This window comes from Cytobacillus mangrovibacter, assembly GCF_042865275.1.
Taxonomy (GTDB): domain Bacteria; phylum Bacillota; class Bacilli; order Bacillales; family Cytobacillaceae; genus Cytobacillus; species Cytobacillus mangrovibacter.
On sequence record NZ_JBIACJ010000001.1, the window covers coordinates 543,303 to 561,099 of the forward strand.

The window sequence follows — 17,797 nt, forward strand, 5'->3', positions numbered from 1 at the left end:
GCAGGGGCTTATTTGGATTAAACGAGATGACTATAATTTTTTTCTACAACGTCTGCACAACGTGGGCATAGTGTTTCGAATTCTTTCACCTGTCCTACTTCTGGTGTTACTGTCCAGCAGCGCTCACATGTTTCACCTTCAGCTTTTGAGACAACGATGGCTGAATTCTCAAATTTAATGGCATTTTCAGGTGCATCTTCAAGTTTTCCAGCAACTTCGAAACCAGAGACGATAAAGAGCTGTTGTAAATTCTCTTCAATAGAATCAAGTAATTCTTTTGCTTGGTCATTTACGTATAATGTTACTTTTGCAGTTAATGATTTACCGATTACTTTCTCATTACGAGCCTCTTCTAATGCTTTTAATACATCGTCACGAAGCTTCATGAAGGATGTCCATTTCACTTCTAGTTCTTTAGCATTTGGAAGTTCCTTATATTCTGGAAGATCGGTTAATTGTACACTTTCTTCCGTAACAGTTGGAATAAAGCTCCAAACCTCATCTGCTGTATGAGAAAGAATTGGTGCAACTAATTTCGTTAATGCAAGTAAGCTCTCATATAAAACCGTTTGGATCGCTCGACGATCTGCTTGGTCTTTTCCTTCAATATATAGAATATCTTTGGCAAAATCGAGATAAAATGCACTTAAATCTAATGTACAGAAATTATTGATTGCATGATAAATACCTGCAAATTCGTAATTGTCATATGCATCACGAACATTTTTAATTAATTTATTTAATTTTACGAGCATGAACTGATCCACTTCACGTAAATTCTCGTATGCTACTGCATTTTCAGCAGGATTAAAATCATCTAAGTTTCCTAATAAGAAACGGAATGTATTACGGATTTTGCGATAAACCTCTGCCACTTGCTTTAAAATTGGATCAGATACACGTACATCTGATTGATAATCTACAGAAGCAACCCATAATCTTAAAATATCGGCACCTAGCTGGTTCATAACTTTAGAAGGAACAACAACGTTCCCAATTGATTTACTCATCTTTCTTCCTTCACCATCTAAAGCAAATCCATGGCTTAAAACACCTTTATATGGCGCTTTTCCTGTTACAGCTACAGCAGTTGAAAGGGATGAATTAAACCAGCCGCGATATTGGTCAGAGCCCTCTAAATATAAATCAGCAGGTCTTTGCAGGTCATCACGCTCTAGGAGTACAGCCTGGTGGGATGAACCAGAATCAAACCATACGTCCATAATATCCGTTTCCTTCGTAAACTTGCCATTTGGGCTACCTGAATGTGTAAAGCCTTCAGGAAGCAATTCTTTCGCTTCTTTCTCAAACCAAATATTTGAACCATGCTCACGGAAAAGGGCAGAAACATGATCAATTGTCTCATCTGTAATAATTGCTTCCCCGTTTTCTGCATAAAATACTGGAATCGGTACACCCCAAACACGTTGACGTGAGATACACCAATCACCACGGTCACGAACCATGTTAAATAGCCTTGTTTCTCCCCATGCTGGTACCCATTTCGTTTCTTTTACTGCGTCCATTAGATCACTGCGGAAATCTTTAATCGATGCAAACCATTGAGCAGTTGCACGGTAGATTACTGGTTTCTTTGTACGCCAATCATGTGGGTAGGAATGCGTGAAGAAAGTAAGCTTAAGCAATGCGCCAACTTCTTCAAGCTTTTCAGTAATCGGCTTATTTGCTTCATCATAGAATAGTCCTTCGAAGCCTTCAGCTTCTTTTGTCATAACCCCACGGTCATCGACTGGACATAATACATCTAAACCATATTTTTGACCAACATAGAAGTCATCTTCTCCATGTCCAGGCGCTGTATGAACACATCCAGTACCTGCGTCAGTTGTTACATGTTCTCCAAGCATGACAAGTGAATCACGATCATAAAGTGGATGTGCTGCACGGATATACTCTAACTCACTGCCTTTAACTGTTTTAACAGTCTGAGGATTTTCCCAATCCATTTCCTTTGCTACTGATGCTAATAAATCTTCAGCTACAAGGTATTTATTGCCCTTCTCTTCAACAACAACATAATTTAACTCTGGGTGGACCGAAATTCCTAAGTTCGCAGGAATCGTCCAAGGGGTTGTTGTCCAGATAACAATCTGCGTATCTTGATCGAGAACATCTTTGCCATCCTTCACTTTAAACCCTACATAGATAGAAGGTGAACGCTTATCTTTATATTCAATTTCAGCCTCTGCTAATGCTGATTCAGATGATGGAGACCAATAAACAGGCTTTAATCCTTTGTAAATATAGCCTTTCTTCGCCATGTCTCCGAATACTTTAATTTGCTGTGCTTCATATTCTGGCTTTAAAGTAATGTAAGGATTTTCCCAGTCGCCTCTAACACCTAGACGTTTAAATTGCGTGCGCTGGCTATCGATTTGTCCATATGCATACTCTTCACAAAGTTTACGGAACTCAGCAACAGTCATTTCCTTACGTTTGACGCCTTTATTCGTTAATGCCTGTTCGATTGGAAGTCCATGTGTATCCCAGCCTGGAACATATGGAGCATTGTAGCCAGTCATTGATTTATGACGTACAATCATATCTTTTAGAATTTTATTTAAAGCGTGACCCATGTGGATATCTCCGTTTGCATATGGAGGTCCATCATGCAATACGAACATTGGGCGTCCCTTTGTATGTTCCTGTACTTTCTGATAAATATTCATTTCTTCCCATTTAGCTTGGATTTCTGGCTCGCGCTTCGGTAAATTGCCTCGCATTGGAAATTCTGTTTTTGGCATTAATAACGTATCTTTGTAATCCATATCTATTCCTCCCGTTGTTCTCACTAACTCCATGATTACCATTTTTATACACAATAAAACTTAAAAACTCTTCCAGAGAATACAAAAAACCTTCTCATCCCCAAAAAAAGGGACGAGAAGGTTTTATCTCCCGCGGTACCACCCTTGTAGACAGAAATACTTATTTTCCATCCGCTCAAGCATTCTTAACGTGAATGATTCGCCTTTACTTAATGATCCAAGAAGAATGTTCAGCAAGGAACTCAAGGGTGATCTTCCAATATTTCGCTTATTCTGGGCTTTCACCATCCCCAGATCGCTAACAGAGCAAGAGCAAAAAGATCTATGCACTGAAAAAAGCTATTAAATATTGTACTGTCCCTCTCATCGTTAATAATTCATAATTTACTTTGTTTTAAAATTATATGCATTTATTTCACTTTCGTCAAGCCAATGAATCTTCTTCTTGCGCTGATTTTAATTCGGTTGCATCAAGCTCATATTCAAGAAGATGATCCCAATCATCATTATTTAATAAATCTAACTGAGCTTCAATTAGCATTTTGAAACGTGTTCTAAATACTTTCGATTGCTTCTTCAGCTCTTCGATTTCAAGCGCAATTTTTCTTGCCTTTGATAAGGATTCGTTAACAATTCTGTCCGCGTTTTTTTCAGCTTCTTTAATGATGAGCTTAGCTTCCTTTTGTGCATTTCTCCTCACATCTTCAGCTGCTTCCTGGGCCACAACAATTGATTTATGTAATGTTTCTTCAATCGTTGTAAAATGGCCAATACGATCGTTTGAATCATTAAGTTTTTCTTCTAATTCTTTTTTTTCACGGATAACAATTTCATAATCTTTAATTACTTGGTCAAGAAATTCATTGACCTCGTCTTCATCATACCCGCGGAATCCTTTGCTGAATTCTTTATTATGAATATCTAACGGCGTTAATGGCATTATAGCCACCTCCCAAAATCCTTCTTTATGTATAAAACAATAATTCGACAACTTACAGCATATTCCTTCCATATTGAAAACTTTTTTTGCAAAGGAATAGATATCAGCTGCACAATACCATTGTCATTTCCTATTCGTACTTATTTCACTTTCCCTACAGTAACTTTCCATTTATCTCTCTTCGTCTTACCTTCAAGAGAGATAATTTTTGAACGGCCAAAGCCTCTTACAGAAATCATATCATACTCTCGGCACTCAAAAGCTGCATTTTCAACTAAAGTCCAATTTACTTTAACAAGCCCTTGCTGAATATAGATTTGAGATTTTTGCCTCGATAGATTATAAATAGCAGAAATAACAGTGTCTAATCGAAGAGAAGAAGAGATAACGGATGTTTCTTGCCAGCTCTCTTTCGATTGAATCGCATTTGCAAGTGGAAGCTTTCTAATACTAACAGAGGCTCTCCCAACAGATTCTAATTGGGAACCGATGTATTCTTCCACATCCTGCGAAACAAAAAACTGTATTCTATCTTCATCCACAAGAATATCACCAAACTTTCCCCTTTTGAGTCCAAGGGACATTAAGCTTCCCAGCACTTGAGGGTGCTCGAGTGTAATAAACTTTTTTGGATAGTCTAATTCAAATAGGGAAATTTGAAAATCATCTTCCTCGTATTGAAAATAATCCGGAAAAATAAAGGCGCGTTTCCGTTCGGAAGCAAGAGTACCACCAAACCATTCCACCTTCACGTCTGCTTGACTACCAATGATCGACCTTACGATTTCTTGTTCTCTCGGATCTTGAAAATCGGTTAGCTTAGGAGCATAAGAATCCTCCACGATGTTCTTCCAGTTGAGTACCTGATCTATAAATTCCTTTTCCTCCGGACGAAAATGCTGATAGATTGTCATCATAGAAACAATCCCTTCTTAGAAAAATAAAAGGGCCTTTATTAAAAGCCCAGTCTTTTTAGCTATATTATCCAATCCAAAGGAAAAGCTGCCTTAATCCACTTGTTGCAAAGCGAAGAACTAGAATAGCAACAATTGGAGATATATCGATCATGCCAAGTGGAGGAATAATTTTCCTAAACGGCTCTAAATATGGCTCACAAATCCTCGCTAAAAACTGGCCGATTCCTGATTCCTTTGCATTTGGAAACCACGATAATAGAATGTAAATAATTAATGCCCAAGAGTAAAGCCAAATTAAATTTGATAAAATACCAAATAAAGTATCCATTAAATGCTACCACCTCGTATTTTCAAAATCTTGTTCCTGAATCATTTGCGATATATTTCCTGAGATTTCAATATTATCAGGTGTACATAGAAATATATCTGTCCCAACCTTTTGAATATCTCCGCCAATTGCATAAACAGTCCCACTCAAAAAGTCAACAATTCGCTTTGCCTGATCCTTTTCAATTCGCTGTAAATTAACAACCACTGCGCGTCTATTCTTTAACTGGTCTGAAATATCCTGTGCCTCTGCATATACACGTGGCTCAACTAAGACCATTTTAGAAGATTTTTGTACACTTTGCAGACTTACTATATTATTTTTCGCTGCTGGCTGTTTTTGTGTTTGTGTATGCGTTTGTCTAACAGGCTCTTTTTCTTCCTCGAAGATTTCCTCCTCATTATCGTCGTATTCATCATCTAGAAAGAAAAATGTTTTAAATTTTGATTTTATACTCATTTTTTGCCACCCTCCTACTCCTCTTCACCAACTAAAGCGGTACCGATCCGTACCATTGTCGCACCCTCTTCAATAGCAATCATATAGTCATTCGACATACCCATTGAAAGCTCAGTACATGGTGCATTTTCAAGTTTTAAATTTTGGATTTTACACTGTAATTCTTTCAGGCTTCGAAAACAAGAACGCAGCATACTTTCATTTGCTGTTAAGGGAGCCATTGTCATAAGTCCGCAAATTCGAATTTTTTCATAATCCTTTAGACTCATTACAAAATCAGTCACTTCTTCATAAGAAAGTCCTTGCTTCGATTCCTCGCCAGAAACATTCACTTGCACAAAACAATTTATTTGTTTCTGAGCTCTTTTATTCACTTCTATAGCGAGAGACAGTCTATCCAAGGAATGAATATAATCCACTTGATTAATAATATTTTTTACTTTGCGCGTTTGTAATGAACCGATAAAATGCCATATCGGCTTGTCCCTTAACACTTCCTGCTTAGCCAAAAGGCCTTCATCCCGATTTTCTCCTAAATGGACAACACCAGCTTCTACAGCTTCTGCCGCTCTATCTATCGTTACATATTTCGTAACAGCAATAACTGTTATCTCCTCAGGATTACGATTGGACTTTTCACAAGCCTCTTGAATGTTCCCTTGAATTATCTTCAGTTTATCCTTTACCTTCAAACCTGTAAATCCTCCTTCCAGCCGATAAAACTCATCATTCTCCCTGTTTTCCCTTTATCTCTTCGATGAGAGAAAAAATGCTCTTCATGACAGCTGGTACATAAATTAGATACTTGTATATTTTCTTCTAGAATTCCTGCTTTTAAGAGGATCTCTTTATTTACTTGTTTTAAATCCAGTTTGTACTGATTATCTTTGATATGATTATATGGTTTATTTTCAAGATCTTCTAGTCTATTTTGAACTAAAGATATCACTTGTTCATCAACAATATAACAATTATGGCAAATAGAAGGACCGATGATCACATGAATTTCCTTTTCATCTATCCCTTCCTTTTGATATAATCTCACCATTTCCTCAGCTATCCCGTTAACAGTACCCTTCCATCCTGCATGCGCCGTCCCAATCGCCCTCGACTTTTCATGACAAAAATAGAGGGGAACACAATCAGCAAAACAAAGCGTTAATAAAATCCCCTGATCAATCGAATAGAACCCATCCGTTCGTTTAAATGACTCTTCATAAAGCAGAGCACCTTTTCCTGCATGCTCCTTAGATACTTTTACAATGCTTGCTTCATGTGTTTGTTCAGCACCAATCCAACTGTTAAGAGGATAACCGAGTAAATCAGCCATATGCTTCCGATTTTGGCTAACAGCTTCGAACGAATCGTTTACATGCAGCCCAACATTCATCGTGGAAAAATGAGCTTCACTCACCCCTCCACTTTTACACGTAAATCCCGCTACTAAATCAGGGAAACGTTCCATCCATTCTTTTATGAGAAAAAACTCAGCATTTTTCAAAATAAATGGTTCCATGAAATAAACCTCAGCCTCTACATATATTTTCTTTAGTTTACCATATCAATCAACAGCTTCACAGTTAAAAGACACAATTATGTATCTTCATTCACATCATTCAACACACTTATATCTTTATGACGAACCAAAATGACATCTTCACCAATTTTCAATATATTTTTCCAAGGAATAACAATATCTTCATCACGTCCAAAAAATCCTAATACCTTCCCTGTTCCCCCAATAATAACAGCATCAATTTTTCCTGTCTGAATATTTATATCAATATCACCTATATTCCCCAGCTTCTTGCCATTGGAGACATTGACGACATCTTTCAATTGGAATTCAGAGATTTTAATCATTACTCCCACCCCCACTTGTTTCTCTATTTAACTATATGATTGCATCAGCAAAATTATTGTTATCTATAGGTGGAATTTTATGACTGTTGATTAACAATACAAATGCGCAAGCACCTTGATCACCCCCGACAAGCACAAGACGAGCCTCACGGAAAGGTGTCCTTTACCTTTCTGGGAGGATTGACTTGTGACCTCGAGGGGGTAGGTGCTGGAGCTGAACGCAGACAAACTTGTCGCAAAGTTATCCACAACATCCAGGTTTACAATTTCCTAGACAAACACAAAAAGCTGCCATAATGGCAGCTTTAGCTCTGAATATTCTTATTCATTTGTTTAATAGCGGCTTTTTCAAGTCTTGATACTTGTGCTTGTGAAATTCCAATTTCCTCAGCGACTTCCATTTGTGTTTTCCCTTGGAAAAATCGCTTTCTTAGAATCATCTTTTCTCGTTCGTTTAGCCTTCTCATCCCTTCTTTTAAAGCAATTTCTTCAATCCATTGAATATCTTTATTTTTTTCATCACTTAATTGATCCATTACATAAATCGGATCTCCTCCATCATTGTAGATGGGTTCGAATAAGGAGACCGGATCCTGAATTGCATCTAGTGCAAAAACAATTTCCTCATGGGGGACATCAAGTTCTTTCGCAATTTCAGCAGCAGTTGGCTCCTTCGATGTTTTACTCATTAATCGTTCTCTCACCTGCAATGCCTTATAAGCAATATCCCTTAAAGAACGAGAGACGCGGATTGGATTATTATCACGCAAATATCTTCGAATCTCCCCAATGATCATGGGAACAGCATAGGTGGAAAACTTCACGTTTTGACCTAAATCAAAATTATCAATAGATTTCATTAGACCGATACAGCCGACCTGGAATAGATCATCAACAAATTCGCCTCTGTTATTAAAACGTTGAATGACACTTAGTACGAGACGTAAATTTCCGTTGACGAGTTTTTCCCGAGCGGATATATCCCCCTTATGCATTTGCTTGAAGAGCTCTCTCATTTCTTCGTTTTTCAATACTGGAAGCTTTGAAGTATCAACACCGCAAATTTCTACTTTATTTCGAGTCAATCCTTTTCCCTCCTTACAGGAGCTGCTGTACAAAAAACAGTATTTCCTTGAGAAGGAAAAATATGCACATGCATAATGTCATCCAAAAGGAGAGAAATGGAAAAACGTTGTAAAAACAAGCAATTTTTAGCCACTTTATCACGAAAAATATTTTTAGAAAAATAATTTATTTACAATGAAATTTATTTCGGAGAGTAGCCAAATGAAAGATTTAGCTTCATACCATTTTATTAAATTCCTTTTTCAATCTTTTAATAATCCTTTTTTCTAATCTGGAAATATAGGATTGAGATATCCCAAGCATATCTGCCACATCCTTTTGAGTTTTTTCTTCTCCAGTTCCAAGGCCAAACCGCAGCTCCATAATCTGTTTTTCTCGGTCAGATAGCTGATGCAACGCCTTAGAGAGAAGCTTCTTATCTACATTCGCTTCAATATCCTTGGTAATAATATCTTCTTCCGTTCCAAGCACATCTGATAATAATAACTCATTCCCGTCCCAATCAATATTTAACGGTTCATCAAAAGATACTTCTGAGCGAATTTTATTATTTCTTCTTAAGTACATTAAGATTTCATTCTCTATACACCGAGACGCGTATGTAGCCAGCTTAATTTTCTTTTCAGGATTAAATGTATTTACAGCCTTTATTAGCCCTATTGTGCCAATACTAATTAAATCCTCTATATTAATACCCGTGTTTTCAAATTTTCTAGCGATATAGACGACTAGTCGCAGGTTTCTTTCGATAAGGATAGACCTTGCCGCCTTGTCTCCATTTGGAAGTTTTTCTAATAATACTTCCTCTTCTTCTTTGCTTAAAGGAGGAGGCAGCGCTTCACTTCCACCAATGTAAAATACTTCATCTGTTTTTAGACCGAGTTTCATTAATAGTTTATACCAATAGTATGACATGCGAAGTTTTAGGCTTTTCATGAAATGTCCTCCTCTGTAAATTAAATTTCATTATACTTTAAGGTTAATTTCGCAAACTTTGTTGCTAATTAATAAGAAGTGAGTAGAGGTTGATTTCCGCTTCAGGCTGCTCGCTCCAATCAACCAACTAGTTTTGCAACAGTTTTCATGCACAAAACTTATTCAAAAAACAACAATCTTTTTAAGAGCTTAATTTAAAGGGCGACTTTACTGCCCGGGCCTCCAGCGCTTGTCGGAGCTGACCGAGGTGCTTCCGCTTTTCTTCTGTCTAGCTCCAGCACCTAGCCCCTCGAGTCGCTTCGCCCCTGACATCGAAGTCAAAGGGCGACTTCACTGTCAGGGCCTCCAGCGCTTGTCGGGGCTGACCGAGATGCTTCCGCTTTTCTTGTCCCTGTGAGCATTTTTGGGTGGACGATGCATTGAAAGGCATCGTCTGCTGAAAGCTGCTGTACCGAAAAGGAGATGAGACCTTTCTCAACCTGATAGAATGCTTCTTCCTTTTCAATGTGTATCGCATCCGGTTTGATTGCAACAATTAGTTGATGTTCTTGTCCAACAACACTATATGGGATCACTCGCATTCGATGCTCCCATTCGGCTGATATTTCTTCATTGCCGAGAATAATCTTTTCAGGATCCTGCGCTATTTTGACAAGCTGCTCTGGGAAATCTGCTAGTCTCTTCTTTATCGAAATAAACATGACAGGCATTTTTGTAATGGGATCATATAATTGATTCCCGCTATCAACTAAGCCTTTAAAATGATAAGTCATCCCATTTATCGTAACCCTGACATTAACTAAGGAGTCATATTGAATTTTTATCATTTCAATCCCTTCTGTATTTCGCTTAGATAAATGCCAGGCAATCGGAAAGCCAATAATAACGAATAACCAGCTAATCGGATCACCAAACCCTTTCACATTTGCAAGCAAGACTGTTGTAGAAAGCTCCAAATCAAAATTTATAAAATAATGGACACCAATTATTGATCCACCGATTAAAAATGTAGTTAAATAGAAAGTTAATAATCCACTAAGAAAATAACGGAAACGCTTAAATCCAAATGCAGCCAATATCATTAGAATCGAAAAAAGACATTTAGATATTGGATGCCCTGAATAGGCATTTAAAGGGGTGATCGATAATAGAATAATGATTGAGCCTATAAAGCCCCCCGCTAAAAGTCTCCAGTGCCGAATATCCCTTTTTAATATAATAGCTGTCAAATAAAGGAGGAGGCTGTCAAATAAAAAATTCAAAGCCCATATAACATCTAAATAAACCTCCAATCATCTTCCTCCTTTATATTAGAGAACGCCTAAAGAATTTGTTTTCTATTTATGGCGGATTAATGGACAGTACCCCTCCTGAAAGGAAGTCAAAGAAACAAAGAAGCAAAGATAGGGATGAAAGAACCCTCTCTTATGAAAGTTTCACTTTATCTGCCTATCAATCTGTTAAAAAAAGTATAGCTTAGAACAATAGATGGAGTGTGTCACTTTCTGTAATGAAAACAACAGAAATTTTCACTATTCCCTTCGTATTTTGTCAATATTTATCCTTTTTAAGAGTACAGTTAGCAATCTTCCTATGTAAGATGTGTGATCTAAATCACAGATAGCTTGTTTTATTTTCACTATAATAACAGGGAAAATAGAAAAAAGGAGTTTTGCAGCATGTTAGAACAAAAAACAATCGATATTATTAAAAGTACTGTTCCCGTATTGGAACAACATGGTGAATCAATCACAAAAGTCTTCTATGAATTAATGTTCAAGAATCATCCAGAATTATTAAATATCTTTAACCATGCGAATCAAAAACAAGGACGTCAGCAAAAAGCTCTAGCCAGCACAGTATATGCTGCAGCAAAATATATTGATCAGCTTGATATGATTTTCCCAGTCGTAACACAAATTGCTCATAAACACCGCTCTTTAGGTATTAAACCTGAACATTATCCAATTGTTGGTGAGCATTTACTATTAGCCATTAAAGAAGTCCTTCAAGAGGCTGCTACTGAAGACATTATTGATGCGTGGGCAAAGGCATACGGTGTCATCGCAGATGCTTTTATTAACGTGGAAAAAGATATGTATGAAAATGCTGAAAACAGACAAGGTGGCTGGAAGGATTTTAGAAGCTTCAAAGTTGAGAAAATAGTCCAAGAAAGTGATGTCATTAAATCTTTCTACTTCAAGCCTACAGATGGAAGGGAAATTACAGACTATATTCCTGGACAATACATTAGCCTTAAACTTTCAAATATTCCTGGAGAAACATATTCACATATACGTCAATACAGCTTATCTACCTCTCCTAATAAAGAATATTATCGAATTTCAGTTAAGAGAGAAGATCCAATTAATAATAAGCCTGCAGGTGTTGTCTCTACCTATTTGCATACTCAAGTAAAAGAAGGAGACATTATTGAGATTAGCGCACCTGCCGGAGAGTTTGTATTAGAGGAAAACAGTGAAAAATCAACACTGCTTCTTAGTGGTGGAGTTGGCATTACACCAATGCTCAGCATGCTTAATCAATTAGCAGATACGAAACAACAAACAATTTTTGTTCATGCAGCTATTAATGGGAATCTTCATGCATTCTCAGATGAGGTCAAGCAGATTGAGAGCAATAACGAATATATTACTAGTTATGTATGTTATGAAAAACCGACAGCACTTGATAAAGAAGCAAAAAAATACAACAAAGAAGGCTTTATTACTGGAGATTGGCTAAAAAGCATCGTAAGCGATAAAGAAGCAATCGTTTATATGTGCGGCCCGGTCGTCTTTATGCAAGCCATGTATGAAGCATTGATCGAAGCAGGATTCAAAAAGGAAAATATCCGCTATGAGTTCTTTGGTCCAGCAATGGAATTAAAAGAGCCAGAACTAATATAATTCCAGAATATTAAAAAGGACATGCCGGCTTTAGAGGGCATGTCCTTTTATTATGAGATAAGAAAGCATTTCTTTATTTTAGTTTATCTTCTTCGATTGCGATTGCGTAAGAAAGTTGGGATATCCAATGTTTCATCCGTTTGGTGGGATTGTGTATTTCTCACTGGTTCGTGAGGTGTCTCTTCCCGTTTCTGTTCCCGCTTGACTGTCCCGACGACAGCAGGCTTCTGCTGCCCAAAAGATGGACGAGGCTGCTTCACTTGAGCTACTTCTTCATTAAACCCAGTAGCTATCACTGTCACTACGATTTCATCATTTAATTCCTCGTTAATAACAGAACCAAAGATCATGTTTACATCTTGGTCAGATGCCGTTGCAACGATATCAGCAGCTTCCTGAACCTCGTATAAGCTTAAGTTAGATCCGCCTGTAATGTTCATTAGAACACCTTGAGCACCATCTATAGACTTTTCAAGAAGCGGAGAGGAAATAGCTTTCTTTGCCGCTTCTGCTGCACGATTTTCACCAGCAGCAATACCAATCCCCATAAGCGCTGATCCTTGATTAGACATAATTGTTTTTACATCAGCAAAATCAAGATTGATAAGTCCCGGAGTAGCAATTAAGTCTGAGATGCCTTGTACACCTTGACGAAGAACATTATCTGCTTCGCGGAAAGCTTCAAGCATTGGTGTACTTTTATCAACGATTTCCAATAAACGATCATTTGGTATAACAATAAGTGTATCTACTGCTTCTTTCATTGAAGCAATTCCACCTGCGGCTTGTGTTGAACGCTTACGGCCTTCAAATGTGAATGGACGTGTGACAACACCTACTGTTAAAGCTCCTAGACCACGGGCAATTTGTGCAATGACTGGTGCTGCACCTGTTCCAGTACCTCCACCCATTCCAGCTGTGACAAATACCATGTCTGCCCCTCTTAGCACTTCTTCTAACTGTTCTTTACTTTCTTCTGCTGCCTTCTTTCCAACTTCAGGATTAGCACCAGCTCCTAGACCACGGGTTAGCTTGCCGCCAATTTGCATTTTCACTTCAGCTTTTGATAGATTTAAGGCTTGAGCATCTGTATTAACAGCAATGAACTCTACACCTAGTACACCATGTTCGATCATTCGGTTAACCGCGTTGTTACCGCCGCCGCCAACGCCGATGACTTTAATCGTTGCTAATGAATCTAAATTAGTATCAAATTCCAACATGACAAATCCTCCTAATTCGTCGATGCTCCAAAGAACACCATTTTCTACTCAAAAAAGTATCCGAGGAACTTCTTCACTCTTGATGTAATTTTTTCTTCCGGTTGTTTTTCCGGCTTTGTTTTCGGTTGCGGTTGTTTTTGTACGCGCTTTTCTTTTATTTCCTGTGTACTGACTGGGGATCCTCCCCCCATATTCCTGCCTTGCAGCTTTGCATTTTTATATGCAAACTTAATTAACCCAACTGCTGTCGTATATTGTGGCTCGCGAACACCAATATAATCTGGTATGGCGATCCGAACCCGATTTTGAAACACATCTTGTGCTAATTCAAGAATTCCTTGTGTATTTGCAACTCCACCTGAAAGCACATAACCGCCAGGCAGATCATCCGCACCAAGACGTCTTATTTCATTTTGGATGAGGTCAAAGATCTCTTCCATACGTGCTTCAATAATATCGGATATCTCCAACTGATTGAATTGCTGATGCTGATCACTACCGATAATCGGAACACTGAAAACTTCATCCTCTGATGCATGATCATAGAAAGCATAGCCATACTTCGTTTTTATCTTTTCAGCGTCCTCAGTGGAAGTACGAAGTCCTATGGATAAATCCTTCGTAATATGGTCTCCGCCAACAGGCAGAACACTTGTTGCTTTTAGAATCCCTTGTTCGAATAAGGCGATGGTTGTTGAACCTCCTCCAATATCGATAAGGGCCACACCAAGATTCTTTTCATCTTTTGATAGTGCATATGCTCCAGCAGCTAAAGGCTGCAGGGTAATATCAACAATATCAAGGCCAGCACGTTCAACACAACGTAATGTATTATGTAGAATGGTCTTAGACCCCGTAATAATTGTTCCTTCCATTTCGAGACGTACCCCAATCATACCACGAGGATCGCTTATCTCATCTAATCCATCGACAATAAACTGCTTTGGTATGACATCAATAATATCTCTTTCTGGTGGAATTGAAACTACTTGTGCTGCATCAATGACTCTAGCTACATCCTCATCAGATATTTCCCTGTTCTCACTTGATACAGCAACAACACCATGTGAAGGTTGAAGCATGACATGATTCCCTGTAATTCCAACTATCACACTAGTAATTTCCATTCCTATCATTCTTTCAGCCTGCTCAATGGCTTTCCTTATCGAATGAACGGTTTCATCTATATCGACAATGGCTCCTTTTCTTAAACCTTCGGATTGTACACTGCCGACACCAATAATATTTAAAGAGTCATTGACCATTTCCCCAATGATAACTTTTACACTGGATGTACCGATGTCAAGACTTACATATATTTCATTGCTGTTCATTCTCTGGCACCTCCTTTTTGCATTTCAATAATTTAACAATGTTTTGTGTGTTAATTTATTTTAACTTATAGTTGTATAAAAACCCCTATATAAAATAGGTTTTCTTAAAATTTTAGAATTAATAATATGATAAAAGGTAGGATCGGAGGCGAAACTCTAATAAAAAAGCTAAAATATGTCATTTCTACTCCGATTCACCCTTAAATTAATTTATTTATTCTATTTAATAATAAAATTATTCGTCAAAACTATCCTATTCCCTTTTTAAAAATTAATTTTTTTCTGTTTTTTCCTTATTAACTGTCCATTTCGTTAATATGATCCTTCTTATAACAGCAATATTTTGGAATAATCTTACCCCAAATGCAAATACTGCAGCTAAATATAAGTCTACACCAAGATGGACACCTAGAAAAGCCAAACCTGCAGCAAGTAATATATTGAAAAAGAATCCTGAGACAAAGACCTTTTCATCATATATATTTTGCAAGTGAGCTCGGATTCCGCCAAATAGTGTATCAAGCCCTGCAAGCACGGCAATTGACAAATAATCTGCATATTCCTCAGCAACTTTAATCTCGGTTAACAAACCAAGAATGACTCCTAAGATTAATCCTAAGATAGGAAGCCACATTATGATCTGCCTCCTTTATCAGGATCTACAGGCTTCATATCCCTAACTCTAATCGAATTTTGATAGGCTGGGATTGTTATTATTCCTTCTGGCTTTATTACTTTCACCCTTAGGTTGTCCACAAAAAATTCATCGGCTGATTTAGAAACTTGCATCCGATTATATAGCTTCTCTGCTGCTTTTAAATCTTCAGCAATGACCTTAATTTCGAATGGCAATTTGGTAATTGAATGACCATCTATTTTTGTTTCGCTATTAATATCTCGGATGACAGTCGTATTTATGACACGCTGATTATCAATTGATATATGTAATGCTTCATACATATTCAGCTCATTTACTAGTCTTTTTAACAGGTCTGGAGAGACATTCGAAACAATTTTGCCGATAAGCAATTCTTCAATAACTGGCTCAATTTGTAAGATGATGCCATACCCTTTTACTTCAGAAAGTCCTGCCTCTTCTTTTAATTCCTCCAGCGTATCTCTTAATACCTGTTCCTTGCTTTGTTTAAGTTCTGTTTCATATTTAGCAATTTTCTCTTCATGTGAGCGAACTTCACGAATTAGTTTCAGCTGAAGTTCATTTTCTTTCAATATATCTTCCCGAAGCTGCCATGTATCACGCGTATCCCGAACTTCTGGTTCTTTCATCGTCCTGAATTGAATAGCAATCATAAAACCAATAACAATCGCTATAAGCGTAAAACTGAAATATTTCTTTCTGTCCACATTTTCCACCTTGCTTTCCAAACTTAATATAAAAAGTGGACGTTATCTTAGATAACTAAAAAATGCAATGGTGTCACCACATTCAGTAGGACTCCATTTGCCTTCTATTAACTTGTCTGCAATAAAGGTTCCATTCGAATTTCTGCGCTTTTTTCTAACGTAAATTGAATATTTTCATTTACTAAGGAATCCTTCACTCCACCCGTTAAGTTTAATGCCGAAGACAAAACCTCAGCATCTCCTATAGCAGTAATGACGAATGGGGCGGGATGCTGATAGCCATCAATTTCTATGACAGGACCATTACATTGAATATATGAGTTATGTGATAGCCGTTGTCCATTTATGGCAATAGCTGAAGCACCTGAAATATATAATTCGTTAATGACTTTAAATACATGGTGCTCGTGAACAATATAATTATTAATATTTTCTTCATCTGGGTTATAGGCGCCATCAGCTAGTGTCACTTCAACGCCTTGCCCTTCCACACCAATTTTCCCTAGATACATTCTTAATTTTTCAGCATCTTCCGCAAGATTAAAATAAACTTGTGCTTCTTGTGAAAGCTCATTTTCTATTTCCCGAACTCGTTCTTGCTTTTCATGGAGTTCTTGCTGTAAAGCAAGATTTTTCTTTTCCAAATCGACTAATTGATTGCGAAGATCCAAGTCCCTGTCCCATTGTTTTCCTGTAATGGCTGTATTCTCACTCTCACTTTGGGTAACGTGATAGGAAAAAGCAATGATATAGCCCAGTACCAAAAAAACTAATGAAAAGATGACATGATTACCCTTCACCTTCAGTTTCTTCTTCAACCTCATCTGCTCCCTCTTGTTCATAAGCTTTAAAATAAGAGCCGACTTCCATATCGATCACGCCTTCCTTCGCTGGATCTAATTGACTTACGATAGAAGGATAGTGAGCCATTTTATCAGAAAAACTTCTTATTGTTGCACTTACCTCAAAACCATCATTCATAAAAAGTGTCACATGATATGTATCTGTTTTCGTTGGGGAATGGTGAATCTCTGAAATAGAATTTAATACTTCTTCAGGTAGAATCCCAAGCTCTTCTATCATCTTGTTCAGAACATTTCCTTCCGAAAAACCGATAAGTATAGGCGCATTGGCCGGTATCCCCTCATCCTTGCCAGTGTCCTTAAGTATTTTCCCCTTTTCATTTACAGGCAAGTAATACTTCTCTTTCTTTATGTAAGCAATACGTTTATATTCCTTTACTGCAATGGAAACGGTATTAGGTAGTTGTATTTGGATGCTCGCAGATTTTAATTCAGGCAACTTTTTTAGTTTAGCCTCAATTTCCGCCTTTTCTACATTCCAAATATTAGTTTTTTTTGTAAGACCTGTCGCCGCAAGTAATTCATCATTGCTATAAACAGAGTTTCCTAAAACCTCTATTTTATTTACATGACTTAAAGGTGATTGAAAATAAACAATAAAAACTATGAGCGAAAAAAATAAAATAAGTAATAGAATTAGTCTTCTGTTCGCTTTTTTGCGTCTTTGTTGTTTAAGTTTAGGAATCCGATCCTCTAAAGAAACTATTTTCCCTTTTTCCATTCATTTTCACCTCACCACTGCCTGTCCATTTCCCACGTATTTTTTAATTGAGAAAACAACGGCA

The 17,797-nt window shown here is 37.5% G+C and carries 18 protein-coding genes and 1 other annotated feature; of the genes, 1 reads left to right on the plus strand and 17 read right to left on the minus strand.

All coding sequences use genetic code 11. The features are described 5' to 3' along the window. Positions 1-17: 17 nt before the first annotated feature. The 11 genes from ileS to spoIIGA form a co-directional block, all read right to left on the minus strand. Positions 18-2,789, minus strand: a complete 2,772-nt coding sequence (ileS, locus tag ACFYKT_RS02670) for an isoleucine--tRNA ligase (RefSeq protein WP_389215021.1) — start codon at positions 2,787-2,789, stop codon at positions 18-20. A gap of 105 nt (positions 2,790-2,894) precedes the next feature. Beyond that, positions 2,895-3,165, minus strand: a binding site (T-box leader). A 48-nt stretch (positions 3,166-3,213) separates the two neighbouring features. Next, entirely contained in the window at positions 3,214-3,729 is a 516-nt protein-coding gene (locus ACFYKT_RS02675) for a DivIVA domain-containing protein (protein WP_389215024.1), read from the minus strand. Positions 3,730-3,869: 140 nt separating this feature from the next. Then, positions 3,870-4,643, minus strand: a complete 774-nt coding sequence (locus tag ACFYKT_RS02680; protein ID WP_389215410.1) for a YlmH family RNA-binding protein — start codon at positions 4,641-4,643, stop codon at positions 3,870-3,872. 67 nt (positions 4,644-4,710) lie between these two features. Further along, positions 4,711-4,974, minus strand: a complete 264-nt coding sequence (locus ACFYKT_RS02685) for a YggT family protein (protein WP_389215027.1) — start codon at positions 4,972-4,974, stop codon at positions 4,711-4,713. A gap of 6 nt (positions 4,975-4,980) precedes the next feature. Next, positions 4,981-5,433 carry a cell division protein SepF gene (locus tag ACFYKT_RS02690; protein ID WP_389215029.1) on the minus strand — a complete coding sequence of 151 codons (453 nt, stop codon included), beginning with the start codon at positions 5,431-5,433 and terminating at the stop codon, positions 4,981-4,983. A gap of 14 nt (positions 5,434-5,447) precedes the next feature. Beyond that, positions 5,448-6,125: a YggS family pyridoxal phosphate-dependent enzyme gene (locus tag ACFYKT_RS02695; protein WP_389215031.1), complete on the minus strand. Its 678-nt coding sequence runs from the start codon at positions 6,123-6,125 to the stop codon at positions 5,448-5,450. Next, positions 6,122-6,949 (minus strand): peptidoglycan editing factor PgeF, encoded by an 828-nt coding sequence (gene pgeF / locus ACFYKT_RS02700; RefSeq protein ID WP_389215034.1) that lies wholly within the window; start codon positions 6,947-6,949, stop codon positions 6,122-6,124. Before pgeF ends, ACFYKT_RS02695 begins: the two co-directional genes overlap by 4 nt. A 77-nt stretch (positions 6,950-7,026) precedes the next feature. After that, positions 7,027-7,296 carry a YlmC/YmxH family sporulation protein gene (locus tag ACFYKT_RS02705; protein WP_389215037.1) on the minus strand — a complete coding sequence of 90 codons (270 nt, stop codon included), beginning with the start codon at positions 7,294-7,296 and terminating at the stop codon, positions 7,027-7,029. Positions 7,297-7,601: 305 nt separating this feature from the next. Next, the gene (sigG, locus tag ACFYKT_RS02710) at positions 7,602-8,381 is read right to left on the minus strand and encodes an RNA polymerase sporulation sigma factor SigG (RefSeq protein WP_389215040.1); all 780 of its coding nucleotides are present in this window, start codon (positions 8,379-8,381) and stop codon (positions 7,602-7,604) included. A 217-nt stretch (positions 8,382-8,598) separates the two neighbouring features. Continuing rightward, positions 8,599-9,318 (minus strand): RNA polymerase sporulation sigma factor SigE, encoded by a 720-nt coding sequence (sigE, locus tag ACFYKT_RS02715; protein WP_389215043.1) that lies wholly within the window; start codon positions 9,316-9,318, stop codon positions 8,599-8,601. 317 nt (positions 9,319-9,635) lie between these two features. Further along, positions 9,636-10,610, minus strand: coding sequence for a sigma-E processing peptidase SpoIIGA (gene spoIIGA / locus ACFYKT_RS02720; protein ID WP_389215045.1), 975 nt, complete (start codon positions 10,608-10,610; stop codon positions 9,636-9,638). A gap of 387 nt (positions 10,611-10,997) precedes the next feature. Here spoIIGA and hmpA point away from each other — a divergent pair, with 387 nt between their 5' ends. Beyond that, on the plus strand, positions 10,998-12,227 hold the full coding sequence (gene hmpA, locus ACFYKT_RS02725; RefSeq protein WP_389215047.1) for an NO-inducible flavohemoprotein: 1,230 nt from the start codon (positions 10,998-11,000) through the stop codon (positions 12,225-12,227). Between the two features lie 83 nt (positions 12,228-12,310). Here the strand turns inward: hmpA and ftsZ are convergent, their stop codons facing one another. From ftsZ to ACFYKT_RS02755, 6 genes are all read right to left on the minus strand, one after another. Then, positions 12,311-13,450, minus strand: a complete 1,140-nt coding sequence (gene ftsZ / locus ACFYKT_RS02730) for a cell division protein FtsZ (protein WP_389215050.1) — start codon at positions 13,448-13,450, stop codon at positions 12,311-12,313. Between the two features lie 44 nt (positions 13,451-13,494). Then, positions 13,495-14,784: a cell division protein FtsA gene (gene ftsA, locus ACFYKT_RS02735; RefSeq protein ID WP_389215053.1), complete on the minus strand. Its 1,290-nt coding sequence runs from the start codon at positions 14,782-14,784 to the stop codon at positions 13,495-13,497. Positions 14,785-15,055: 271 nt separating this feature from the next. Further along, positions 15,056-15,418, minus strand: coding sequence for a small basic family protein (locus ACFYKT_RS02740; protein ID WP_389215056.1), 363 nt, complete (start codon positions 15,416-15,418; stop codon positions 15,056-15,058). Continuing rightward, positions 15,418-16,149 carry a DUF881 domain-containing protein gene (locus ACFYKT_RS02745; protein ID WP_389215058.1) on the minus strand — a complete coding sequence of 244 codons (732 nt, stop codon included), beginning with the start codon at positions 16,147-16,149 and terminating at the stop codon, positions 15,418-15,420. The genes ACFYKT_RS02740 and ACFYKT_RS02745 overlap by 1 nt, the downstream gene beginning before the upstream one ends. Before the next feature lie 107 nt (positions 16,150-16,256). Further along, positions 16,257-16,973 carry a DUF881 domain-containing protein gene (locus ACFYKT_RS02750; RefSeq protein WP_389215061.1) on the minus strand — a complete coding sequence of 239 codons (717 nt, stop codon included), beginning with the start codon at positions 16,971-16,973 and terminating at the stop codon, positions 16,257-16,259. Then, entirely contained in the window at positions 16,939-17,733 is a 795-nt protein-coding gene (locus ACFYKT_RS02755) for a cell division protein FtsQ/DivIB (protein WP_389215063.1), read from the minus strand. Before ACFYKT_RS02755 ends, ACFYKT_RS02750 begins: the two co-directional genes overlap by 35 nt. Between the last annotated feature and the right edge of the window lie 64 nt (positions 17,734-17,797).

Excerpts from the sequence above, each read along its gene's own strand:
- ACFYKT_RS02680 (WP_389215410.1), bottom strand. The coding sequence starts at position 4,643 with ATGACAATCTATCAGCATTTTCGTCCGGAGGAAAAGGAATTTATAGAT.
- ACFYKT_RS02685 (WP_389215027.1), bottom strand. The coding sequence starts at position 4,974 with ATGGATACTTTATTTGGTATTTTATCAAATTTAATTTGGCTTTACTCT.
- hmpA (WP_389215047.1), top strand. The coding sequence starts at position 10,998 with ATGTTAGAACAAAAAACAATCGATATTATTAAAAGTACTGTTCCCGTA.
- pgeF (WP_389215034.1), bottom strand. The coding sequence starts at position 6,949 with ATGGAACCATTTATTTTGAAAAATGCTGAGTTTTTTCTCATAAAAGAA.
- ileS (WP_389215021.1), bottom strand. The coding sequence starts at position 2,789 with ATGGATTACAAAGATACGTTATTAATGCCAAAAACAGAATTTCCAATG.
- ACFYKT_RS02690 (WP_389215029.1), bottom strand. The coding sequence starts at position 5,433 with ATGAGTATAAAATCAAAATTTAAAACATTTTTCTTTCTAGATGATGAA.
- sigE (WP_389215043.1), bottom strand. The coding sequence starts at position 9,318 with ATGAAAAGCCTAAAACTTCGCATGTCATACTATTGGTATAAACTATTA.
- ACFYKT_RS02740 (WP_389215056.1), bottom strand. The coding sequence starts at position 15,418 with ATGTGGCTTCCTATCTTAGGATTAATCTTAGGAGTCATTCTTGGTTTG.
- ACFYKT_RS02750 (WP_389215061.1), bottom strand. The coding sequence starts at position 16,973 with ATGAGGTTGAAGAAGAAACTGAAGGTGAAGGGTAATCATGTCATCTTT.
- ACFYKT_RS02755 (WP_389215063.1), bottom strand. The coding sequence starts at position 17,733 with ATGGAAAAAGGGAAAATAGTTTCTTTAGAGGATCGGATTCCTAAACTT.
- ftsA (WP_389215053.1), bottom strand. The coding sequence starts at position 14,784 with ATGAACAGCAATGAAATATATGTAAGTCTTGACATCGGTACATCCAGT.
- ACFYKT_RS02705 (WP_389215037.1), bottom strand. The coding sequence starts at position 7,296 with ATGATTAAAATCTCTGAATTCCAATTGAAAGATGTCGTCAATGTCTCC.
- ACFYKT_RS02675 (WP_389215024.1), bottom strand. The coding sequence starts at position 3,729 with ATGCCATTAACGCCGTTAGATATTCATAATAAAGAATTCAGCAAAGGA.
- ftsZ (WP_389215050.1), bottom strand. The coding sequence starts at position 13,450 with ATGTTGGAATTTGATACTAATTTAGATTCATTAGCAACGATTAAAGTC.